The organism is Rickettsia endosymbiont of Gonocerus acuteangulatus, from assembly GCF_964026435.1.
In the GTDB taxonomy this organism is placed as follows: domain Bacteria; phylum Pseudomonadota; class Alphaproteobacteria; order Rickettsiales; family Rickettsiaceae; genus Rickettsia.
In genome coordinates, this window is sequence record NZ_OZ032147.1 from 1,592,495 (window position 1) to 1,610,117 (window position 17,623).

Here is a 17,623-nt window from a genome sequence, read left to right on the forward strand (position 1 = left end):
ATAAGTATAGATATCGTCATTGCGAGGAGGCATTGCCCGCGTGGATCATTTTCCCTGTCATCCCGTGATTTATGAACTAGAGCCAGTTAAAAATACTAATAAAATTAGTATTTTTTATTATTTTCTGGATCTAGTTTCCAAGCAACTAGATGACACCGATCACGTTTTTCGATCTACGCAACAATGCCTTGCGAGGAGCATAGTGACAAGGCAATCTCAGGATACTTTCATGAGATTGCCACGCTCCTTTTAGTCGCTCGCAATGACGGCAATGACTTTTTACTCCTCGCTTCCCTCTACTACCACTTCCTCTTCAAACTCGCTGTCTTCTTCATTATCATCAGAACTTTCAGCAATTAGAGAAGCAGATACAACTTTTTCCCCCTCATCTAGTCTAAATAAAGTGACACCACTAGTATTACGCCCTGTAATACGTACTGTTTCAAGTTTACAGCGAATTAATTTACCACTATTGGTGATAAGCATTAACTCATCATCCATTTTAACAGGCATAACGCCGACTACTAAACCGGTTTTGTCGTTAATATCCATATTAATTATACCACTACCGCCGCGGTCAGTAATCCTATAACCATAAGCCGAGCTTCTTTTACCAAAGCCGTTTTCGGTTACTGTTAAAATAAACTCTTCAGAATTTGCCATTTCTAAAATAGATTCAGCAGTCAAATCCACGCCTAGTTCCTCAATGTTAAACTCCTCACCTTTTGCGATCTCTAATCTCTTCTCCCACGATATGGATAAATAAGCGTCTCGCTCCTCACGTGTAGCTTTGATACCTCTCAAGACAGTCATGGAAATCACTGAATCGTCTTCAGCAAGTCTCATACCACGCACTCCGTCGGAAGTACGGCTCTTAATCACACGCAACGACTCAACAGGGAATCTTAGAGCCTTACCAGACTTAGTTGCTAGTAAAATATGCTCGTCTTCTTTACAAGGTTTTACATCAATTAACTTATCATCTTCATCAAGCCTAATTGCTATCTTACCATTTGACTGAATCTTTTTGAAATCTAATAAATCGCTTCTTCTAATATTACCTTTAGCAGTTGCGAACATGATATTTAGATTATCCCACTCATCTTGATTTTCAGGCAGCGGCATGATATTGGTTATATACTCATCACCTTTAAGTGGTAATATATTAACCATCGGGCGACCTTTCCCTTGCGGATTACTTAAAGGAAGCTTATACAGCTTTAAGCTATAAACCTGCCCGATATTCGAGAAGAATAACATTGGCGTATGAGTACTACCGACAAAAACTTGTGTTGTTATATCCTCATCACGCATTGAAAGCCCTGACCTGCCCTTACCACCTCGTTTTTGAGCTCTATAACTACTTAGAGGCACACGCTTTATATAACCACCAAGCGTTACAGTTACTACCATTTCTTCACGCTGGATTAAATCTTCTATATCTTGGTCAAACTCACCAAATTCAATCGAGGTAAGACGAGGAGTTGCAAACTCTTCTTTAACCTTAATTAACTCTTCTTTTAAAATTTCAAGTAACCTCTCACGTGAACCCAAAATATTTAAATATTCAGTAATCTCAGTAGCAAGATTCTTTAAATCTTCCTCAAGCTTATTCTTTTCCATAGCGGTTAAGCGTTGCAATCTCATCTCTAAAATTGCCTTTGCTTGAGCTTCGGTAAAGCTACATTTCCCCTCTTCATTCAACATTGCCTTATCATCGACTAGCTTCACAAGTGGCAGAATATTTAATGCATCCCAACTACGTGCCATTAATTCTTGTTTAGCAGCATTCGGATCACTTGCAGCTTTTATAATATGGATTATTTCGTCGATATTACTAACAGCAATAGTTAGCCCAAGTAAAATGTGAGCTTTATCTCTTGCTTTATTCAGTAGATATATAGTGCGGTTAGTGATAACTACTTCCCTAAAGCTAACGAAAGCCGCTATTACTTCTTTTAAATTCATTACCTTAGGCAAGCCATCTTTTAGAGCAAGCATTATAACGCCAAAGCTAGTTTGAAGCTGCGTACAGGAATATATTTGGTTTAAAACTACTTCAGTGACAATATCTTTCTTTAGTTCAATATAGATTCTTATACCGTTTTTATTCGATTCATCACGTAAATCGCTTATACCCTCAATACGCTTTTCTTTAACCATTTCAGCAATCTTTTCAACAAGTCTTGCTTTATTTACCATATAAGGTATTTCGGTAATAATAATTGCTTGACGACCATTGCCTAAATTCTCGATCTCAGCACGTCCTCTTATAGCAATGCTACCTCTACCTGTTAAATACGCTGATTTAATACCATTAACACCTAAAATGATCCCGCTTGTAGGGAAGTCAGGACCTTTAACAACTTCTAACAGGTCTAAAATTTCTATATCGTTATTATCTACATATAAACAACAAGCATCGATAACCTCACCAAGATTATGAGGCGGAATATTAGTTGCCATACCAACCGCAATACCACCACTTCCGTTTACTAGTAAGTTCGGGAACATAGAAGGCAGCACTGAAGGCTCTTCTTCAGAACCATCATAGTTTGGGTTAAAGCTGACAGTTTCTTTATCAATATCCTCAATCAGTTTATGAGCTACTTTTGCCATACGTGATTCGGTATACCTCATTGCCGCCGCAGCGTCACCATCCAATGAGCCAAAATTACCCTGCCCATCAACAAGCGGTAAACGCAGTGAAAAATCTTGAGCCATACGCACTAACGAATCATAAATAGCACTATCCCCGTGCGGATGGTATTTACCCATCACGTCACCGACTATTCTAGCGGATTTTCTATAAGCTCTGTTAGCATGGTTACCTGCTTCATGCATTGAGTAGATGATACGACGATGTACCGGCTTTAAGCCATCTCGAACATCCGGTATTGCCCTACTTACTATGACGCTCATAGCATAGTCAAGATAAGATACTTTCATCTCATCTTCAATATTTACCGGTACTAAATTAGAAGAATTGTTATCAGTCACGATTATATAGCCTTGAATTTAATGATTATATTAATTATAGAGGTATAATTTATTTCTTTCAAGGATTGCTTTACATGGTTTTAATGTATAGTGAGTAGAGTTTATTCTTTTTGACTGCAAATTATAAGATTTTTATCATCTAAAATCTCCCCCTTATTTTTCCTCCCTATTTTTCCCCCTAATTTTTTATCTTATCCATTTTATGAATGTTACATATATTTGAAGTTAAAGAAAAAGCCTTTTAAGAGATGATAGTATTAACCTTATTGATTAAAGCTGTATCTTACAACTACAACCAAAGCACAAGGTGCTATTAGCAAAGATAAGTAAGAGATTATGAATTATATCTTTAAACGAATTCTGTAAAGATAGTTCAATTATTTTTCTAATTTAACTATCAAAATTACTTCAATTAATATTTAAAAAGAAAATTAAATCAATATGAATGATAAACTAATACAACTTTGCGATCCGGCAAAATTTGAATATTTGATTAATAATGCACCTAATAATACACTAAGCAGTACTCAAATACAGAATGCAGTGTGTTCTGAAAAAGATTACGGTATTCACACATTTTTTGCTAACACATGCGGCGTAATAGCAGAAAAGATTCCTGTTTTAGCAGAAGGCTTATATCGATGCACAATTGATTCAGCATCAATAATTAGTTCATTTAAAGAAATGCCATGTAATCCAATACGATGGAATCCTACTGCCTTAGTGAACAAATTTTGTTCTACAGTTGATAATAATATTGGATCTTTTAATACTACTACTCTTACAACAGAAACACCTCTTTGGGATAGCACCACTTCAACAGAAGATCCTAATAATGGCACAAACATCATTAAATTAATAGGAGTAGGAGCAGCCGCTACTATTGCTATAGGTGGAATGATTTATACAGGGTATAAATATTTTAAAAGCTCAAAAAGCACTCCAAAGAACACTGCTAATACAGAATTAGAGCTTAGCTCCTGCGAAGAAGATATAGAAAGTGCTTCTAATTTACTAAAACTAACATTTAGTATGCGTGAAGATTTTGAGGCAGCGGGAATTAGGATTAGTGCCTTTAACAGTCAAGAAGATAAAGAAAGCACTTCTCCTTTACTACCAAAGTTAAAAGAAAGTAATACATCTACAGAATCGCATTATGACATACCTACATCTAATAGACCTGTTACTGGTATTTATGAAGAAATTGGTCAAAAAATTGAAACTTCTAATCTACTAGATACAGATCGGAAAGTTACAGATAGGCTTAATGATTTAGTGGATGAGCTTAAACTTACAGATATAGTAATTTCATCTAATGATTATACAGTTTCAAATAATGAACCGGATTTATTAGGTGATGTACCGTTATTGAATATAGTATAAAATCGTTTTTGTCTAATTTGTAGATAAATTTTTAGCGTCATTAATTTAACTTAGTGACGCTACAATAGTTTTAAAAATATAATATTTCTATTGACTTTTATACTAATATAATTAAAATCGATTATTTAAAATTTAAAAATAATTAATAATGATTACAAGTTTCTGTGCAAGTAATGAAAATATTAGATTAAATTTAGAGAAATTAACTTGGGCTGACGTTAGAGAAGAGTTATATAAGGTTAACCCAGAATTAACTAAAAAATGTGATTATATTAATAAGTTTAATAAATATCCTGTATATAAATTAAAATATGCATACGGGTTATCAATTATTCACGAAGGGGAATTTTATCTCCCAACTTTGGATGGCAAAACGATTTCTATAAATGATATAAGAATTCCTGAATCTTTAAAACAAAGTTTAGCATATTCTTCTCTTCCTTTAGCTTGTATTATTAATAACTCTTGTGAAGTTTTTATCCAAGAAGAACAAAGAATAATACCACTTAACTTTCTTGAAACAGGTGAATTATTTGGTTTATTTGAGTTAATGTGTTCACTTCCACAAACTTCTATAGTACATAAGACTATTTGGAATGTATCAGCTGGTGCACATTCCGTATTTATGCTACCAAGTGTTTCTAATGTAATAAATTATCGCAGGATTTATAAAAAATTTAATATAAATGACTGTTTATCCAAAGATTTTAATGATCAACATTGGTCAATATTTTGCAATATTAATAATAGCAATAAACAAAATACTTGGAAAACTACAATTTTAGTATTTTCAAAAGAATGGTTTGAACACCAAAATAACATAGCGTATATTGAACTTTATAAGTATTTAGTTAACAGGTGCTGGGAGCAATTACAATTATTAAAAGAGTTTAGTGGATATAGTAAATTATGGTTATTATTTACACGTGCAATTAATAAACGTAATATCAAACCTAGAACATATATAATTGATACTGTTAAAATAAAAGTAATCCCCGCCGCAAGCAGCGGGGTATTTTAGAAGAAAGCTAGCTGATGATCCTCATGCAGTTTCTGATATTCCTTGCCTTGGTTTTTTACGTATTTTCCTATCATATTCTCATTTCCATGCTTACCTACCGTACTCGTAAAATATCCATCAGTCCAAAATTCTCCACCCCATAATTGTTTCTTTACCTGTGGACACTGTCTAAATATTTGACGAGCTGTAACACTTTTAATTGTTGTTACTATTTTTGTTACGCTATAGGTTGGTACAGATTGTACCAAAAAATGGACATGATCTTCATCAACCCCTATTTCTAAAAATTTTATTTGATATCTCTTTTCTATCTCTAAACATATTTCTCGTAATACTTGATCAACTGATACGTCAAACACTGCTCGGCGATATTTTGCTGGAAATACCATGTGATACAGCAGTACCGTAACATTATGACTTTTATGTATATATTTGCTCATTCCGCCATATTACGCCGCAAGCGGCGGGGAATATACCCAAAAGAGATTTAATTTCAATTACTCAAGGGCTGGGGGTAGCATTTGTCCTTCAATAGATGATAAGGCTCTACCAAAAAACTTAATTCAGCAAGTATATATAAAAGATTATAATTTAAAAAATTATATTCCAAATATAATGCAACCAGCGAAGTTTATCAAAGGTGGTAAACTATATTATTCCCTTAGCGTGCCTACTATATCTAATAGCTCTTCTCATTGTAATAATCCTCCTAGTATAATAGAAGATCAAAGAAATATTAAAAATTTATTAAATATTTTAATGGAGGTAATTTATGATAAAAAAAATAGATTAAATTCTGATTTAGAAAATATAAAATTTGAGTATTTTCATTCTCATATTGACGAGTTCCAGCAAATTGTTTCTAGTAGTATAATACCAGAAACTGATCCTAGATTTTTAAAGTATAATAATGATTATAAAGATAATAGGGTATTTTGTGCTTCATCTAGTTTTTTTAAAGGATGTATTAGGATATCATGAATAAATATGTTTTACCTACATTACAAGCTATAGTAGAAAAAGTTCGTGCCTATCATAACTTTAATTTAGAAAAAATAACATTTGTTTGCGTACAACATCTTGTATTTACAACGGTAGATTTAATAGAATCTTTAATCATTCTTGGTGCAAAACCAAAAAATATTCACATTATGGGTAAAATTTACTCTACATGTTCTAAAGTAGAAGAACGAATTATTCAAATGGGTGTAGTATATCACGCTAGTTCATATCCACAACAACTCGGATGTTTTAAAGATCATTTTAATTATGATATAAAAAATATGTGGGATAAAATTAGTACTAATTTTGTGACTCCATATATAATTGTTCTTGATGATGGAGGACATTGTATAACGAATATCCCTAAATATTTAAGTAATAATTATAAAATTTATACTATAGAGCAAACATCATCAGGTATTTCTCAAGTTAAAAACAATATTTTTAACCTTATTAACGTCGCTTATTCTTGTGCAAAACAATTTTTAGAATCACCAATGATTGCTAAAATAGTTATAGAAAAATTAAAAAAAATTATTCCATTAAATTCTAAAAATATTATATATGGAATAGTAGGATGTGGAGTAATAGGAAGTAGTATTATCCAGGAACTATTATCAACTAATCAACGCATAGTAGTATACGATAAAAACATACATAAAATACCACCTCTTGATTTTATTGAAACTACTAATGATATACAACTATTGTTTCAAAAAGCAAATTTTATCTTTGGTTGTACAGGTACAAATATTACTACATCGCTTGATTTGCATAAACTATCTGGTGTTAAATATTTGATAAGCTGCTCATCACAAGATACCGAATTTAATTCTTTATTAAAATATATACAAAAGAATTATCCCCACAAGAACTTAAATACTCTAAGAGAAATTGAGTGTCCAATAAAAGAAGGATATATTAAAATATTAAAAGGGGGATACCCTATAAATTTTGATAATTCTGGTAAGTCTGTGCCATTTAAATATATCCAGCTTACTCGTGGATTATTACTTGGTGGAGTTATTCAAGCAACAACTCAATTAATGAAAAATTATACTTTCACTCCTCAAATAGAGATGTTACACCCTAAAATACAGCAGTTAGTAGTACAAACATTACTCAACAACTTAGAAGAAACTATTGATTTTAACAACATATTATTACCTTATGTAAATTCAATAAAAAATTTTCTCAATGAAGAATTTTTAAAAGAAAATTCTAGAGGTCAATATATCGATAATAATATTATTAATAACATATTTAGCTAAACTCAAAATTATTTATAATGGAAAGTTGGAAATTAAAAAATATTAATGAATCTTATAAAAAAACTGCTAAGTTTAGGAATAACAATTATATTATTAATCCTCATATTATAAATCTTATAGGAAATATAAAAGACAAAACCGTATTAGATGTAGGTTGTGGATTTGGTAGATATTTAAAAATCCTTTTAAAAGATAATCCTTCAAAATTAGTAGGGTGTGATATTTCCAAGCATTAAATACAATTATGTAAAAATACTATCAACAGCGATAATATAGAATATTTTATCATAGATTTTTCTGATACCACCGCTCCTTTAATTATAGGAGAAAATAAATATGATATTGTTTATACTGTATTTGTGATATTATACGTGGAAACTCTCGATAAGCTGAAAATATTTATTGATAATTGTTATAAATGTCTAAAGAAACAAGGAAGAATTATAATATGTACTTTAGATATTTTAAGTGCTTCACTTTACCCAGAAGTCTTTGATATATTGAAGCTTCCTGTAAAAGCTTTAGTTAACAATAATAAGTATAGCGATGGCTGCTCAATACAAATAGAAATTACAAAAAATTGCATTGTAACCTCCTATCAAAGAAATTTTGAAACCATAAAACAATTAATGAAACAAGTAGGTTTTAATAATATTAGAAAACATAATTTATTTTTAGATGAAATTAGTCTACAAGCTTTTACAAATAGAGAGCTAGATATAATAAAAAAATCTAATATATTTTTATTATTAGAAGCTCAAAAATTATAGTAATGCTGTGTTTTTCTTCATTTTTACTGTGAAGATTGTTTTTATGAATGGTCATAATAACCTCCTTATGTTAAACACTATTAGTAAGTTAACGTAAGCTGATAAACAACCTACAGCCACAAGATACTCCTCTAAAAAATATGTCAAGCGTTTTAATTTATTATTTTTTTACGAAAATTATAGACTTTAATTTTTATAATAAATTCTTAACTTAAAGTAAATTTAATTAAATATAATATCAAAACTTACGCTATGTTATAGCAAATATGCTAAAAACCCTTACTACAAAGCTATGTTTTTACAGTGCATCACTTTATAATATCCTTTAATTTATAGGAATTATATCAAACATAGCGTAAGTTTTGATATTTATGCTATGATAGATATTATTTTTGATAGTCATTCTGTCATCCTGTGGTCCCGCCACGGGATCCAGTAATCTTTAAAGCTACCCCGTGATTTATTCATGGGTCAAGAAAAAATATAAACGCAGTAAATTTTTAGAGTTAAAAGCTCGATTCCCTCACTTTTTTCTGGATCCCGTGAATAAATCACGGGATGACACCGAGCCTTAAGTTGACACCCATACACCTCCAGAAAAATGATATTAGCGATTCATGCATAAAGCCGAACAAGTCGTAGAATGACAGAAATAACGCTGTGATAATTAGTATTCTAAGGCTTCTTCGTCAATGCATGCTCTAGTACCTGATCAATATTTGAAACAGGGATAATTTCTAGGCTACTTCTTATATTCGGTGGTATGTCTTTCAAGTCTTTGACATTTTCTTCCGGAATTAGTACTGTCTTAATTCCTCCCCTACTTGCTGCTAGCAGCTTTTCCTTAAGACCACCAATCGGTAAAACATTGCCTCGTAAAGTAACCTCACCAGTCATAGCAACAGTGCGGCGTACCAGTATTCTAGTCATCAACGAAACAATGGTGGTAAACAAAGCACAACCAGCAGAAGGACCATCTTTTGGAATAGCACCAGCAGGAACGTGGATATGAATATCAGAATCTTTATAATCTTCATATTTTAAGCCGAAATCAGCCGCTCTACTTCGAAAACAGCTATATGCAGCCATTGCTGATTCTTTCATTACATCACCAAGTTTTCCGGTAGTTTTGATTTCACCTTTTCCTGGGAATGATAACGCTTCAATAGTTAAAAGCTCCCCACCTACTTCCGTATAAGCAAGCCCTGTAGTACTACCTATTTGATCCTTTTTTTCAGCAAGACCAAAATTATATTTTCTAGCACCTAAAAACTCTTCTAAATTACTGCTATCTATAGAAATATGCTTAATTTTTTTATCAGCTAAAATTTGCTTTAAAGCCTTTCTAGTTAATGCTCCTATTTCACGCTCTAATGACCTTACACCTGACTCTTTAGTATAATATCTAATTAAATCTAAAATAGCGTCATCGGAGATAGTAATCTCATCTTTCTTAATTTTATGCATCTTAAACTGCTTAGGAACTAAATAATTCTTAGCAATTTGAATTTTTTCCTCTTCTACATAACCTGAAATATCGATAATTTCCATTCTATCGATTAAAGCTCTAGGTAAATTATAAGAGTTAGCAGTCGCAATAAATATTAAATTTGATAAATCATATTCCAATTCTAGATAATGATCGACAAAATGGCTATTTTGTTCAGGATCTAGTACCTCAAGTAATGCTGATGCAGGATCACCTCTAAAATCCGAACCCATTTTATCTATTTCATCAAGTAACATAACAGGGTTACTTGTCTTAACTTTCCTAAGCTGAGTAAGGATTTTACCAGGCATTGAGCCAAGATAAGTTTTTCTATGCCCTCTAATTTCAGCCTCATCTCGAACACCACCTAAAGCAAATTTGGTGTATTTTCTACCCATCCCTTCGGCAATAGATTTTATTAAAGATGTTTTACCAACCCCAGGAGGACCGATTAAGCATAATATAGGACCTCTAATTTTACTGGAACGCTGCAATACTGCTAAATACTCAATGATTCGCTCTTTAACTTTCTCTAAGCCAAAATGATCACGATTTAGGATTTTTTCAGCTTGGTTAATATCGATTTTACTATTATCATATTTACCCCAAGGCAGGCTAAGTAACGTCTCAAGGTAATTACGTGTTACTCCGGATTCTGCTGACATCTGGTTCATAGTACGAAGCTTTTTAAGTTCAGCTGCGGCTTTTTCTCTAGCTTCTTTTGATAGTTTTGCAGCTTTAATTTTTTTATCAAATTCAGCAAGATCTGATTTATCTTCATCAAGCTCTTTCTGAATTGCTTTCATCTGCTCGTGCAAATAATAATCACGCTGGGTTTTTTCTATTTGTTTTTTTACCCTTTGCTGCAAAGCTTGTTCAGTTTCTGAATTAACTATATTTGATGTAAGAATGTTAATAATTGTACTGATACGCTTAAAAGGACTTGTTTCCTCAAGTAAGCGTTGTTTTTCTTCAAGAGAAGTAATTAGATGTGAGGCTAAAATATTTATAATATTTATAAAATTAGTAGTCTCACTTATTTCTTTATTTATAGTTTCAATAATTTCTGCATTGATTTTTTTATCACTACCTGCATATTTAGCAAATAACTGCACAGCATTATCAACTAATGACCGCATATTATAAGCATCGAATATTTCTTCATCAGGAATAATTTCATAATTTGCTTCAAATGCTTCATCACCTTTAATATTACTTATCTTTACTCTTGCTATCGCCTCCACTAAAATTTTTGCGGTAGTGTTAGGCAATTTTACTATTTGAATAACCTTAGCAAGTATGCCAACATCATAAAGCTCGTTTTTATTTGGATTTTCTTGATCAAATTTTTTCTGCAATGTTACTAAAATGTACTTGCTATTATCTTCTTCAGAAATTGTAGTATTAGAGAGAGCATGCAGGGATTTTTGCCTACCTACAAATACAGGAGCAATTACACCAGGAAATACTACTATATCTCGCAGTGCCATTAATGGCAGTGATTTTTTATTCATCAATTAAAACCTTTGAAATTTGACGGTTATTAATTATATAATATAGTATTAAGACGATTTCAAGCTACCATTATTATTTATGAATTTATTACTTCAAAATCCTAAAAATGTAGCAACTGCACATAACAGGATTAAACAATATCTGCATTTAACTCCTATGGTTCATTCCGAAAGCTTAAACGAGATGCTTGGGCATGAGGTTTTTTTTAAGGTTGAATCACTACAAAAAACTGGTGCATTTAAAGTAAGAGGAGTATTAAATCATTTGTTAGAATTAAAAGAACAAGGAAAGCTACCTGAAAAAATAGTTGGTTATAGCACAGGTAATCATGGAATCGGACTTGCTTATGCCGATAAAATACTTGGTATTAAAGCAAGAATTTATTTGCCGTTAAATACTTCTCGTGTAAAACAGCAAGCAGTGATTCATTATGGTGGGGAAGTTATATATACCGATACTCGGCAAGAGGCAGAAGAAAAAGCAAAGCTAGATGAAATGCAAGGCTTTTACTATATGCATCCATCGGATAGCGATTCTACGATAGCGGGAGCAGGTACGTTATGTTATGAGGCTTTACAACAATTAGGGTTTAGCCCTGATGCTATTTTTGCCTCTTGCGGTGGTGGCGGACTGATCTCAGGCTCTTACCTTGCAAAAGAATTAATATCACCAACTAGTTTGTTGATAGGTTCAGAACCGCTATCAGCTAATGATGCTTATTTATCAGTTAAGAATAATGATATATTTAGGTTTAAGGATTCACCTAGTACCATTGCAGATGGTCTTAAAACTCTTAGTGTTTCGGCTCGTACTTTTGAGTATTTAAAAAAACTTGATCATTTTTATTTAGCAGATGAATATGAAATATATTATTGGACTGCTTGGCTTACTCATTTACTTAAAGTAATATGTGAGCCGTCAAGTAGTATAAATATGGTTTCGGTAGTAAATTGGCTAAAAACACAAACAACTCCTAAAAAGCTGCTTGTGCTAATATCAGGAGGCAATATCGACCCTATCCTTTATAATGAGTTGTGGAAAGAAGAATATTTAACCATGCCGCCTAACATATCTGCTTAAAAATTTATTCATACAGTTTTTCCTGAGAACTAAAGCAAATAAAAAAGCAAAAATTTTAGAAATTTCATATAAAAATGCGAAAATCCATCCTACCATCATAGCTTCACTTTTATCTACAGAATCATCTATCTCTAGCAGATATTTTTTGAATGCATCTGAATCTTTGAATTGCCTAAGATCAATTTGAAACATTGAATCAAATTGATCAGGATTTTTTTAGCATTTTCTAATTGCTTATTCTGCTCTAACGAAACAAATTCTTCATATCGCTTATATGCGTCATTTTCTACACTTCCTCCGCCAATAGACATAACAAAAATGTTAAAAATGTGACCGCATGATACAAAATTATTAGATATTTATTTTTAATAAAATGTCTTATTGTTAATATGATTAAAAATGTATAGATTGATATTAAAAATAACTCATAATTCGATTGCAAGAAATTGAACATAACTATGCTTTTTTGATTTCATAACCTTAAAATATAATTTTTATCTTTTACAAGCAATTAATTTTAATTAATTATTATTCTATCATGAATTTTGATTATACTCGTTTACAAGGCAATAATTTATCCTTAGCTTGGTTTAAGCTTGGGATAATATCTTTAGGGTTTGCCGGTTTATATTCAGTTGTTTTAGTAATGCTTCGCACACCGCAACTTGCTAGCTTTTTCCCCAATCCTCATATTTTTAAATCTGCCTTGATTATTCACGTTGATTTATCGGTATTGATTTGGCTGCTGTCGATTACGGCAAGTGTTTGGTCTTTGTCATTCTCGCAACCCTCTATGTCATTCCCGCGAAAGCGGGAATCCAGTATATTTTTTCTAGATTCCCGCTTTCGCGGGAATGACATAATGTGTAAACTCTCTTTCCTTGCCACCCTCCTTATAGCTATCTCACCAATAGCTGGGCATAATCCGGTTATGAATAATTATATACCAATGCTTGAGAATATAATATTTGTCTTAGGTCTTAGCTTATTCGGTATTACTTTACTTCTATACGCTATAAATATTCTATATTTATTTGATTGGGCAAACTGGAGTGGTTTAATTAATTTCACTATTCTATCGACTATAATAATGTTCATATTAACTTGGGTTTGTTTTTGGTGTTCTTATGGTGATTTACAAAATGTTATCCAAATCATTCCTATCGAGATAGAATTTTATTATGAGCTACTTTTTTGGAGTGGCGGTCATTTATTGCAATTTATTTATACTCAAATAGCAATGTTTATTTGGGGTATGTTATTTGAAAAGTTAATAGGCAAAGAATCAAAATTCCAAAAATTCTATCTATTTTTGTTATATTTAAACTTTGTTTTCAGCACTCTTATTATCTGGGGGCATATCTCTTATGATATTATCGATGGCAACTTTAAAGAATTTTATACCAACCATATGAAATATTTAGGCGGAATAGCACCTATATTATGTATTGGAGGAATAGGGCTTGAGTGGGTATGTCATTCCCGCGAAAGCGGGAATCCAGAAAAAAAAATCTACTGGATTCCTGCTTCCGCAGGAATGACGGCCTCTATAATCAAATCCACCCTACTCTGCTCCATTACCCTATTCCTACTTGGTGGTTTAATAGCCATGAATATATCAGGCATAAATGTAGTAATCCCTGCACATTATCATGGCTCTATTGTGGGAATAAGCATTGCTTGTATGGGGTATTGTTATTTGGGTATTAGTGTCATTCCTGCGAAAGCAGGAATCCATAAAATTGTAAAAAAGAAAAGTTTTTTAAAAACTTTTCTGGATTCCCGCCTCCGCGGGAATGACATAAAAAATATGATGACAACCGCACTCTACCACCTCACATTCGGGCAAATCTTGCATATACTCGGGCTTGCTTTTGCTGGTGGTTATGGCGTTATGCGTAAAGATCCTAATACTGTAATGCCGTTATCTGCTAAGCTACTAATGGGTATGATGGGCGGCGGCGGGCTTATTGCTATAATGGCTGGCTTGATGTTTGTTTATATTTGTGGTAAAACAATCTTTTTGAAAAATAAACAAAATTATGACGATTAAAAAACCGACAAAAGAAGAAGCAAAAGAGGCAGTCAGAACATTACTAAGATTTATCGGTGAGGATCCTAATCGTGAAGGATTATTTAAAACTCCGGATAGAGTAATCAAAAGTTATGAAGAAATATTTTCAGGATATGGTAAAAATATTGAGGAAATATTAGAAACAAAATTTAGTGATACTGGTAATTTTCAAGATTTTATCTCATTAGAGGGCATAAAATTTACCTCTTTTTGTGAACATCATATGTTACCTTTTAGCGGTACAGTACATATAGCTTATATTCCAGATAATTGTATTGTTGGCATAAGTAAGCTTGCTAGAATAGTAAATGCTTTTGCTAAAAGATTGCAAATTCAAGAAAAAATGACAGTACAAATAGCTGAAAGCGTACAGGAAAATTTAAAGCCACTTGGTGTTGCAGTTAAAATATCAGCTTTACATAGCTGTATGTCAATGCGTGGTGTAATGCAAGATAACAGCATCATGAACACTATGCATTATACCGGTATATTTGCCGAACAGCAAAAATATCGTCATGAATTCCTCAACCTTACTTCAAAAAAATAATATGCTATTATCCAAATATTTCTTACCTGTTTTAAAGGAAGACCCAAGTGAAGCCCAAATAACTTCTCATAAGCTCATGCTTAGAAGCGGAATGATTAGGCAGCAAGCCGCAGGTATTTATAGCTGGCTTCCACTCGGTTTAAAGGTGCTTAAAAATATCGAGAATATTGTACGTCAAAATATGAATAAGGCAGGTTGCTTAGAAGTCTTAATGCCTTGCATTCAACCGGCTCATTTATGGGTAGAATCTGGACGCTTTGACAATTACGGCAAAGAGATGCTAAAATTTCAAGATCGTCATGATAATACTTTGTTATTTGGTCCAACTAACGAAGATATGGTTACGGATATTTTCCGTAATAATATTAAATCATATAGGGATTTACCAAAGAATCTTTATCATATTCAATGGAAGTTTCGTGATGAAATTAGACCACGCTTTGGTGTTATGAGATGTCGAGAATTTCTCATGAAAGATGCTTATTCTTTTGATATTGATGAAGAAAGTGCAGTTAAGACTTACAATCAAATGTATAAGGCTTATATTAATACTTTCAGAGATTTAGGCGTGTTCGCTATTCCGGTTATTGCCGATAATGGTCCGATAGGCGGGAATTTAAGCCATGAGTTTCATATTATTGCCGAAACCGGTGAAAGCACTATTTATTATGATAAAAGATTTAAGACGCTAAAAGATAATATAGATATTGAAGAAATAAAAAGCTGGTATGCAGCAGCTGAAGAAAAGCATGATGCAAGCAAGCTGTCTTCTGATAAAGAAATAGCTAGTAGCAAAGGTATAGAAGTTGGGCATATTTTTTACCTTGGAACAAAATATTCAGTACAAATGAATGCTCTTCTCAATGATGAACATGGCAAATTAACTCCGGTAGAGATGAGTTCATACGGCATAGGTATCTCAAGGCTAGTTGCAGCTATCATAGAAGCAAATAGTGATGCAAAAGGTATTATATGGTCTGCCGCTGTTGCACCTTTTAAAATTTCATTAATCAACTTAAATATCCATGATAGCAAATGCACAGAACTTGCAGAAAGAATATATAATGAGCTACTTGCTCAAAATATTGAAGTGTTATACGATGATACTGACGCAAGATCTGGTAGTAAGTTTGCCACGCACGATCTGATCGGCTCACTTTACCAAATTATAATCGGTCCTAAAAAAGCTGTAAATAATATTGTCGAACTTAAAAACCGCAAAAGTGGCGAAATAGAAGATATTGATTTAAATAAAAGAGCTTTAAACTCATACTTAACTTTTTTAACTCTTAAATAAAATTCTTTATTGACTTTTATATAAAACAGTATAACTTTTTTACAACAAAACTTACGCTATGTTTGGTTCTAAATATCGTAAAGATGGAGAACGCAGCTGTTGTTGCATATAGTCATCTAAAAGCCCTAACTTTATTTGGTAAACCGTTTTACCGATTGTATTTGCAGTCCTTTTGAGAAATGCCCAAACTAAAAATGCCCAACTAATATGATTACGTTGAATACGCTGTTTCCTGCATTGACAACGTTCTATCCCAGTAAGTTGCTTAATTTCTCTGTGCATGCTCTCAATTACCCATCGAAAGCCACACTCATCTTGTGCAGCTTTAGAAGATTTGTGAGTTTTGTTATTGGTAACAACATACTCAACTCTGTTGGTAGGAACAGTAAATTTAAACAAATTAACATGCTTATTTTTAGCAAAGCCTTTTATATGAATCTCTACTCCATGCCTGATCTCTTCATCTGAAAATGTCAACTCTTTTACAGCTTTATAAGGTTTAGAATCGTGCGTTTTACTAACGTTTCTATTGGCTTTAATAGGGGCATAATAATATTTCCCCAGAGAGTCAACATGTTGCATAATTTTGTGTGTAGAATACCATGTGTCAAAAAGTACTGTTTGAAAAGGAATCTTCTTGCTATAAACAGCATTATTTAACATGTTTAATAGGTGTTCTAGTTTTGTTGCTCCATCATGATCAGGTGCAAAAATTCGATAATCTATTACCCAAAACTTATTAATATCAGGGTTATAATATACCAGACTCACTATTCCTATACCTTTAGTAACTCTACCTGTAGCTCCACTGTACTGCGATCTTGCAATTTCTATTTGCTTCGTATTCCTTTTATTTAAAACCGTATCATCAAATATTGTATATCCATTAGATGAAAAAATAACATCATTCTTGATGTGTTCCCATAACAAAGAAGGTGTATATTTTTCATTCCTTAAAAATCTATTAATAACATCATGACTACATTTCTTTGCATGTTCAGCGTAGTAGGTTAAACTATAATTCTTTTGGCTAACTATTAAAAATTGACAATAATCTGTCCTATTAATTGGTATTGCTTGCAACTTTATCCTCTTTGACATGTTTAATTATTTTTACAATAATTTATCACTTTTTTACTCATAGCGTAAGTTTTGACAATTTATTTTGTAGGAA

15 protein-coding genes are annotated in these 17,623 nt (G+C 32.3%); 10 read left to right on the forward strand and 5 right to left on the reverse strand.

Going from position 1 to position 17,623, the window contains the following annotated elements:
• Positions 1 to 279 precede the first annotated feature (279 nt).
• Positions 280 to 3,000 carry a DNA topoisomerase (ATP-hydrolyzing) subunit A gene (gene gyrA, locus AAGD55_RS09920; protein ID WP_341791341.1) on the reverse strand — a complete coding sequence of 907 codons (2,721 nt, stop codon included), beginning with the start codon at positions 2,998 to 3,000 and terminating at the stop codon, positions 280 to 282.
• Positions 3,001 to 3,441: 441 nt separating this feature from the next.
• On the opposite strand from gyrA, the gene AAGD55_RS09925 reads away from it, so the two are divergent.
• A complete protein-coding gene (locus AAGD55_RS09925) occupies positions 3,442 to 4,383 on the forward strand; it encodes a hypothetical protein (protein ID WP_341791342.1) in 942 nt (313 codons plus the stop codon).
• A 148-nt stretch (positions 4,384 to 4,531) separates the two neighbouring features.
• The gene (locus AAGD55_RS09930; RefSeq protein ID WP_341791343.1) at positions 4,532 to 5,404 is read left to right on the forward strand and encodes a hypothetical protein; all 873 of its coding nucleotides are present in this window, start codon (positions 4,532 to 4,534) and stop codon (positions 5,402 to 5,404) included.
• Here the strand turns inward: AAGD55_RS09930 and tnpA are convergent.
• Positions 5,401 to 5,844, reverse strand: coding sequence for an IS200/IS605 family transposase (gene tnpA / locus AAGD55_RS09935; RefSeq protein ID WP_341790826.1), 444 nt, complete (start codon positions 5,842 to 5,844; stop codon positions 5,401 to 5,403). The genes AAGD55_RS09930 and tnpA overlap by 4 nt on opposite strands.
• On the opposite strand from tnpA, the gene AAGD55_RS09940 reads away from it, so the two are divergent.
• The 4 genes from AAGD55_RS09940 to AAGD55_RS09955 all read left to right on the forward strand — a co-directional run bounded on the left by AAGD55_RS09940 (position 5,837) and on the right by AAGD55_RS09955 (position 8,447).
• Positions 5,837 to 6,385, forward strand: a complete 549-nt coding sequence (locus tag AAGD55_RS09940; RefSeq protein ID WP_341791344.1) for a hypothetical protein — start codon at positions 5,837 to 5,839, stop codon at positions 6,383 to 6,385. The two genes, tnpA and AAGD55_RS09940, sit on opposite strands and share 8 nt — an antisense overlap.
• Positions 6,382 to 7,677, forward strand: coding sequence for a hypothetical protein (locus AAGD55_RS09945; RefSeq protein WP_341791345.1), 1,296 nt, complete (start codon positions 6,382 to 6,384; stop codon positions 7,675 to 7,677). Before AAGD55_RS09940 ends, AAGD55_RS09945 begins: the two co-directional genes overlap by 4 nt.
• Before the next feature lie 17 nt (positions 7,678 to 7,694).
• Positions 7,695 to 7,913: a hypothetical protein gene (locus AAGD55_RS09950; protein WP_341791346.1), complete on the forward strand. Its 219-nt coding sequence runs from the start codon at positions 7,695 to 7,697 to the stop codon at positions 7,911 to 7,913.
• Between the two features lie 264 nt (positions 7,914 to 8,177).
• Positions 8,178 to 8,447, forward strand: coding sequence for a hypothetical protein (locus AAGD55_RS09955; RefSeq protein WP_341791347.1), 270 nt, complete (start codon positions 8,178 to 8,180; stop codon positions 8,445 to 8,447).
• Between the two features lie 675 nt (positions 8,448 to 9,122).
• Here the strand turns inward: AAGD55_RS09955 and lon are convergent.
• Positions 9,123 to 11,450 (reverse strand): endopeptidase La, encoded by a 2,328-nt coding sequence (gene lon / locus AAGD55_RS09960; RefSeq protein WP_341792584.1) that lies wholly within the window; start codon positions 11,448 to 11,450, stop codon positions 9,123 to 9,125.
• 79 nt (positions 11,451 to 11,529) lie between these two features.
• On the opposite strand from lon, the gene AAGD55_RS09965 reads away from it, so the two are divergent.
• The gene (locus AAGD55_RS09965) at positions 11,530 to 12,531 is read left to right on the forward strand and encodes a serine/threonine dehydratase (protein WP_341791348.1); all 1,002 of its coding nucleotides are present in this window, start codon (positions 11,530 to 11,532) and stop codon (positions 12,529 to 12,531) included.
• Here the strand turns inward: AAGD55_RS09965 and AAGD55_RS09970 are convergent.
• The gene (locus AAGD55_RS09970; protein WP_341791349.1) at positions 12,502 to 12,723 is read right to left on the reverse strand and encodes a hypothetical protein; all 222 of its coding nucleotides are present in this window, start codon (positions 12,721 to 12,723) and stop codon (positions 12,502 to 12,504) included. The two genes, AAGD55_RS09965 and AAGD55_RS09970, sit on opposite strands and share 30 nt — an antisense overlap.
• Before the next feature lie 346 nt (positions 12,724 to 13,069).
• On the opposite strand from AAGD55_RS09970, the gene AAGD55_RS09975 reads away from it, so the two are divergent.
• Genes AAGD55_RS09975 through proS form a run of 3 tightly spaced genes read left to right on the forward strand, consistent with a single transcriptional unit; the run spans position 13,070 to position 16,449 of the window.
• Positions 13,070 to 14,584, forward strand: a complete 1,515-nt coding sequence (locus tag AAGD55_RS09975) for a hypothetical protein (protein ID WP_341791350.1) — start codon at positions 13,070 to 13,072, stop codon at positions 14,582 to 14,584.
• Complete coding sequence (folE, locus tag AAGD55_RS09980; RefSeq protein WP_011477471.1) at positions 14,574 to 15,152, forward strand: GTP cyclohydrolase I FolE; 579 nt, start codon at positions 14,574 to 14,576, stop codon at positions 15,150 to 15,152. Before AAGD55_RS09975 ends, folE begins: the two co-directional genes overlap by 11 nt.
• A 1-nt stretch (position 15,153) precedes the next feature.
• Entirely contained in the window at positions 15,154 to 16,449 is a 1,296-nt protein-coding gene (gene proS / locus AAGD55_RS09985) for a proline--tRNA ligase (RefSeq protein ID WP_341792585.1), read from the forward strand.
• A gap of 51 nt (positions 16,450 to 16,500) precedes the next feature.
• Here proS and AAGD55_RS09990 read toward each other — a convergent pair whose 3' ends face one another.
• Positions 16,501 to 17,550, reverse strand: coding sequence for a transposase (locus AAGD55_RS09990; RefSeq protein WP_341791351.1), 1,050 nt, complete (start codon positions 17,548 to 17,550; stop codon positions 16,501 to 16,503).
• Positions 17,551 to 17,623 lie beyond the last annotated feature (73 nt).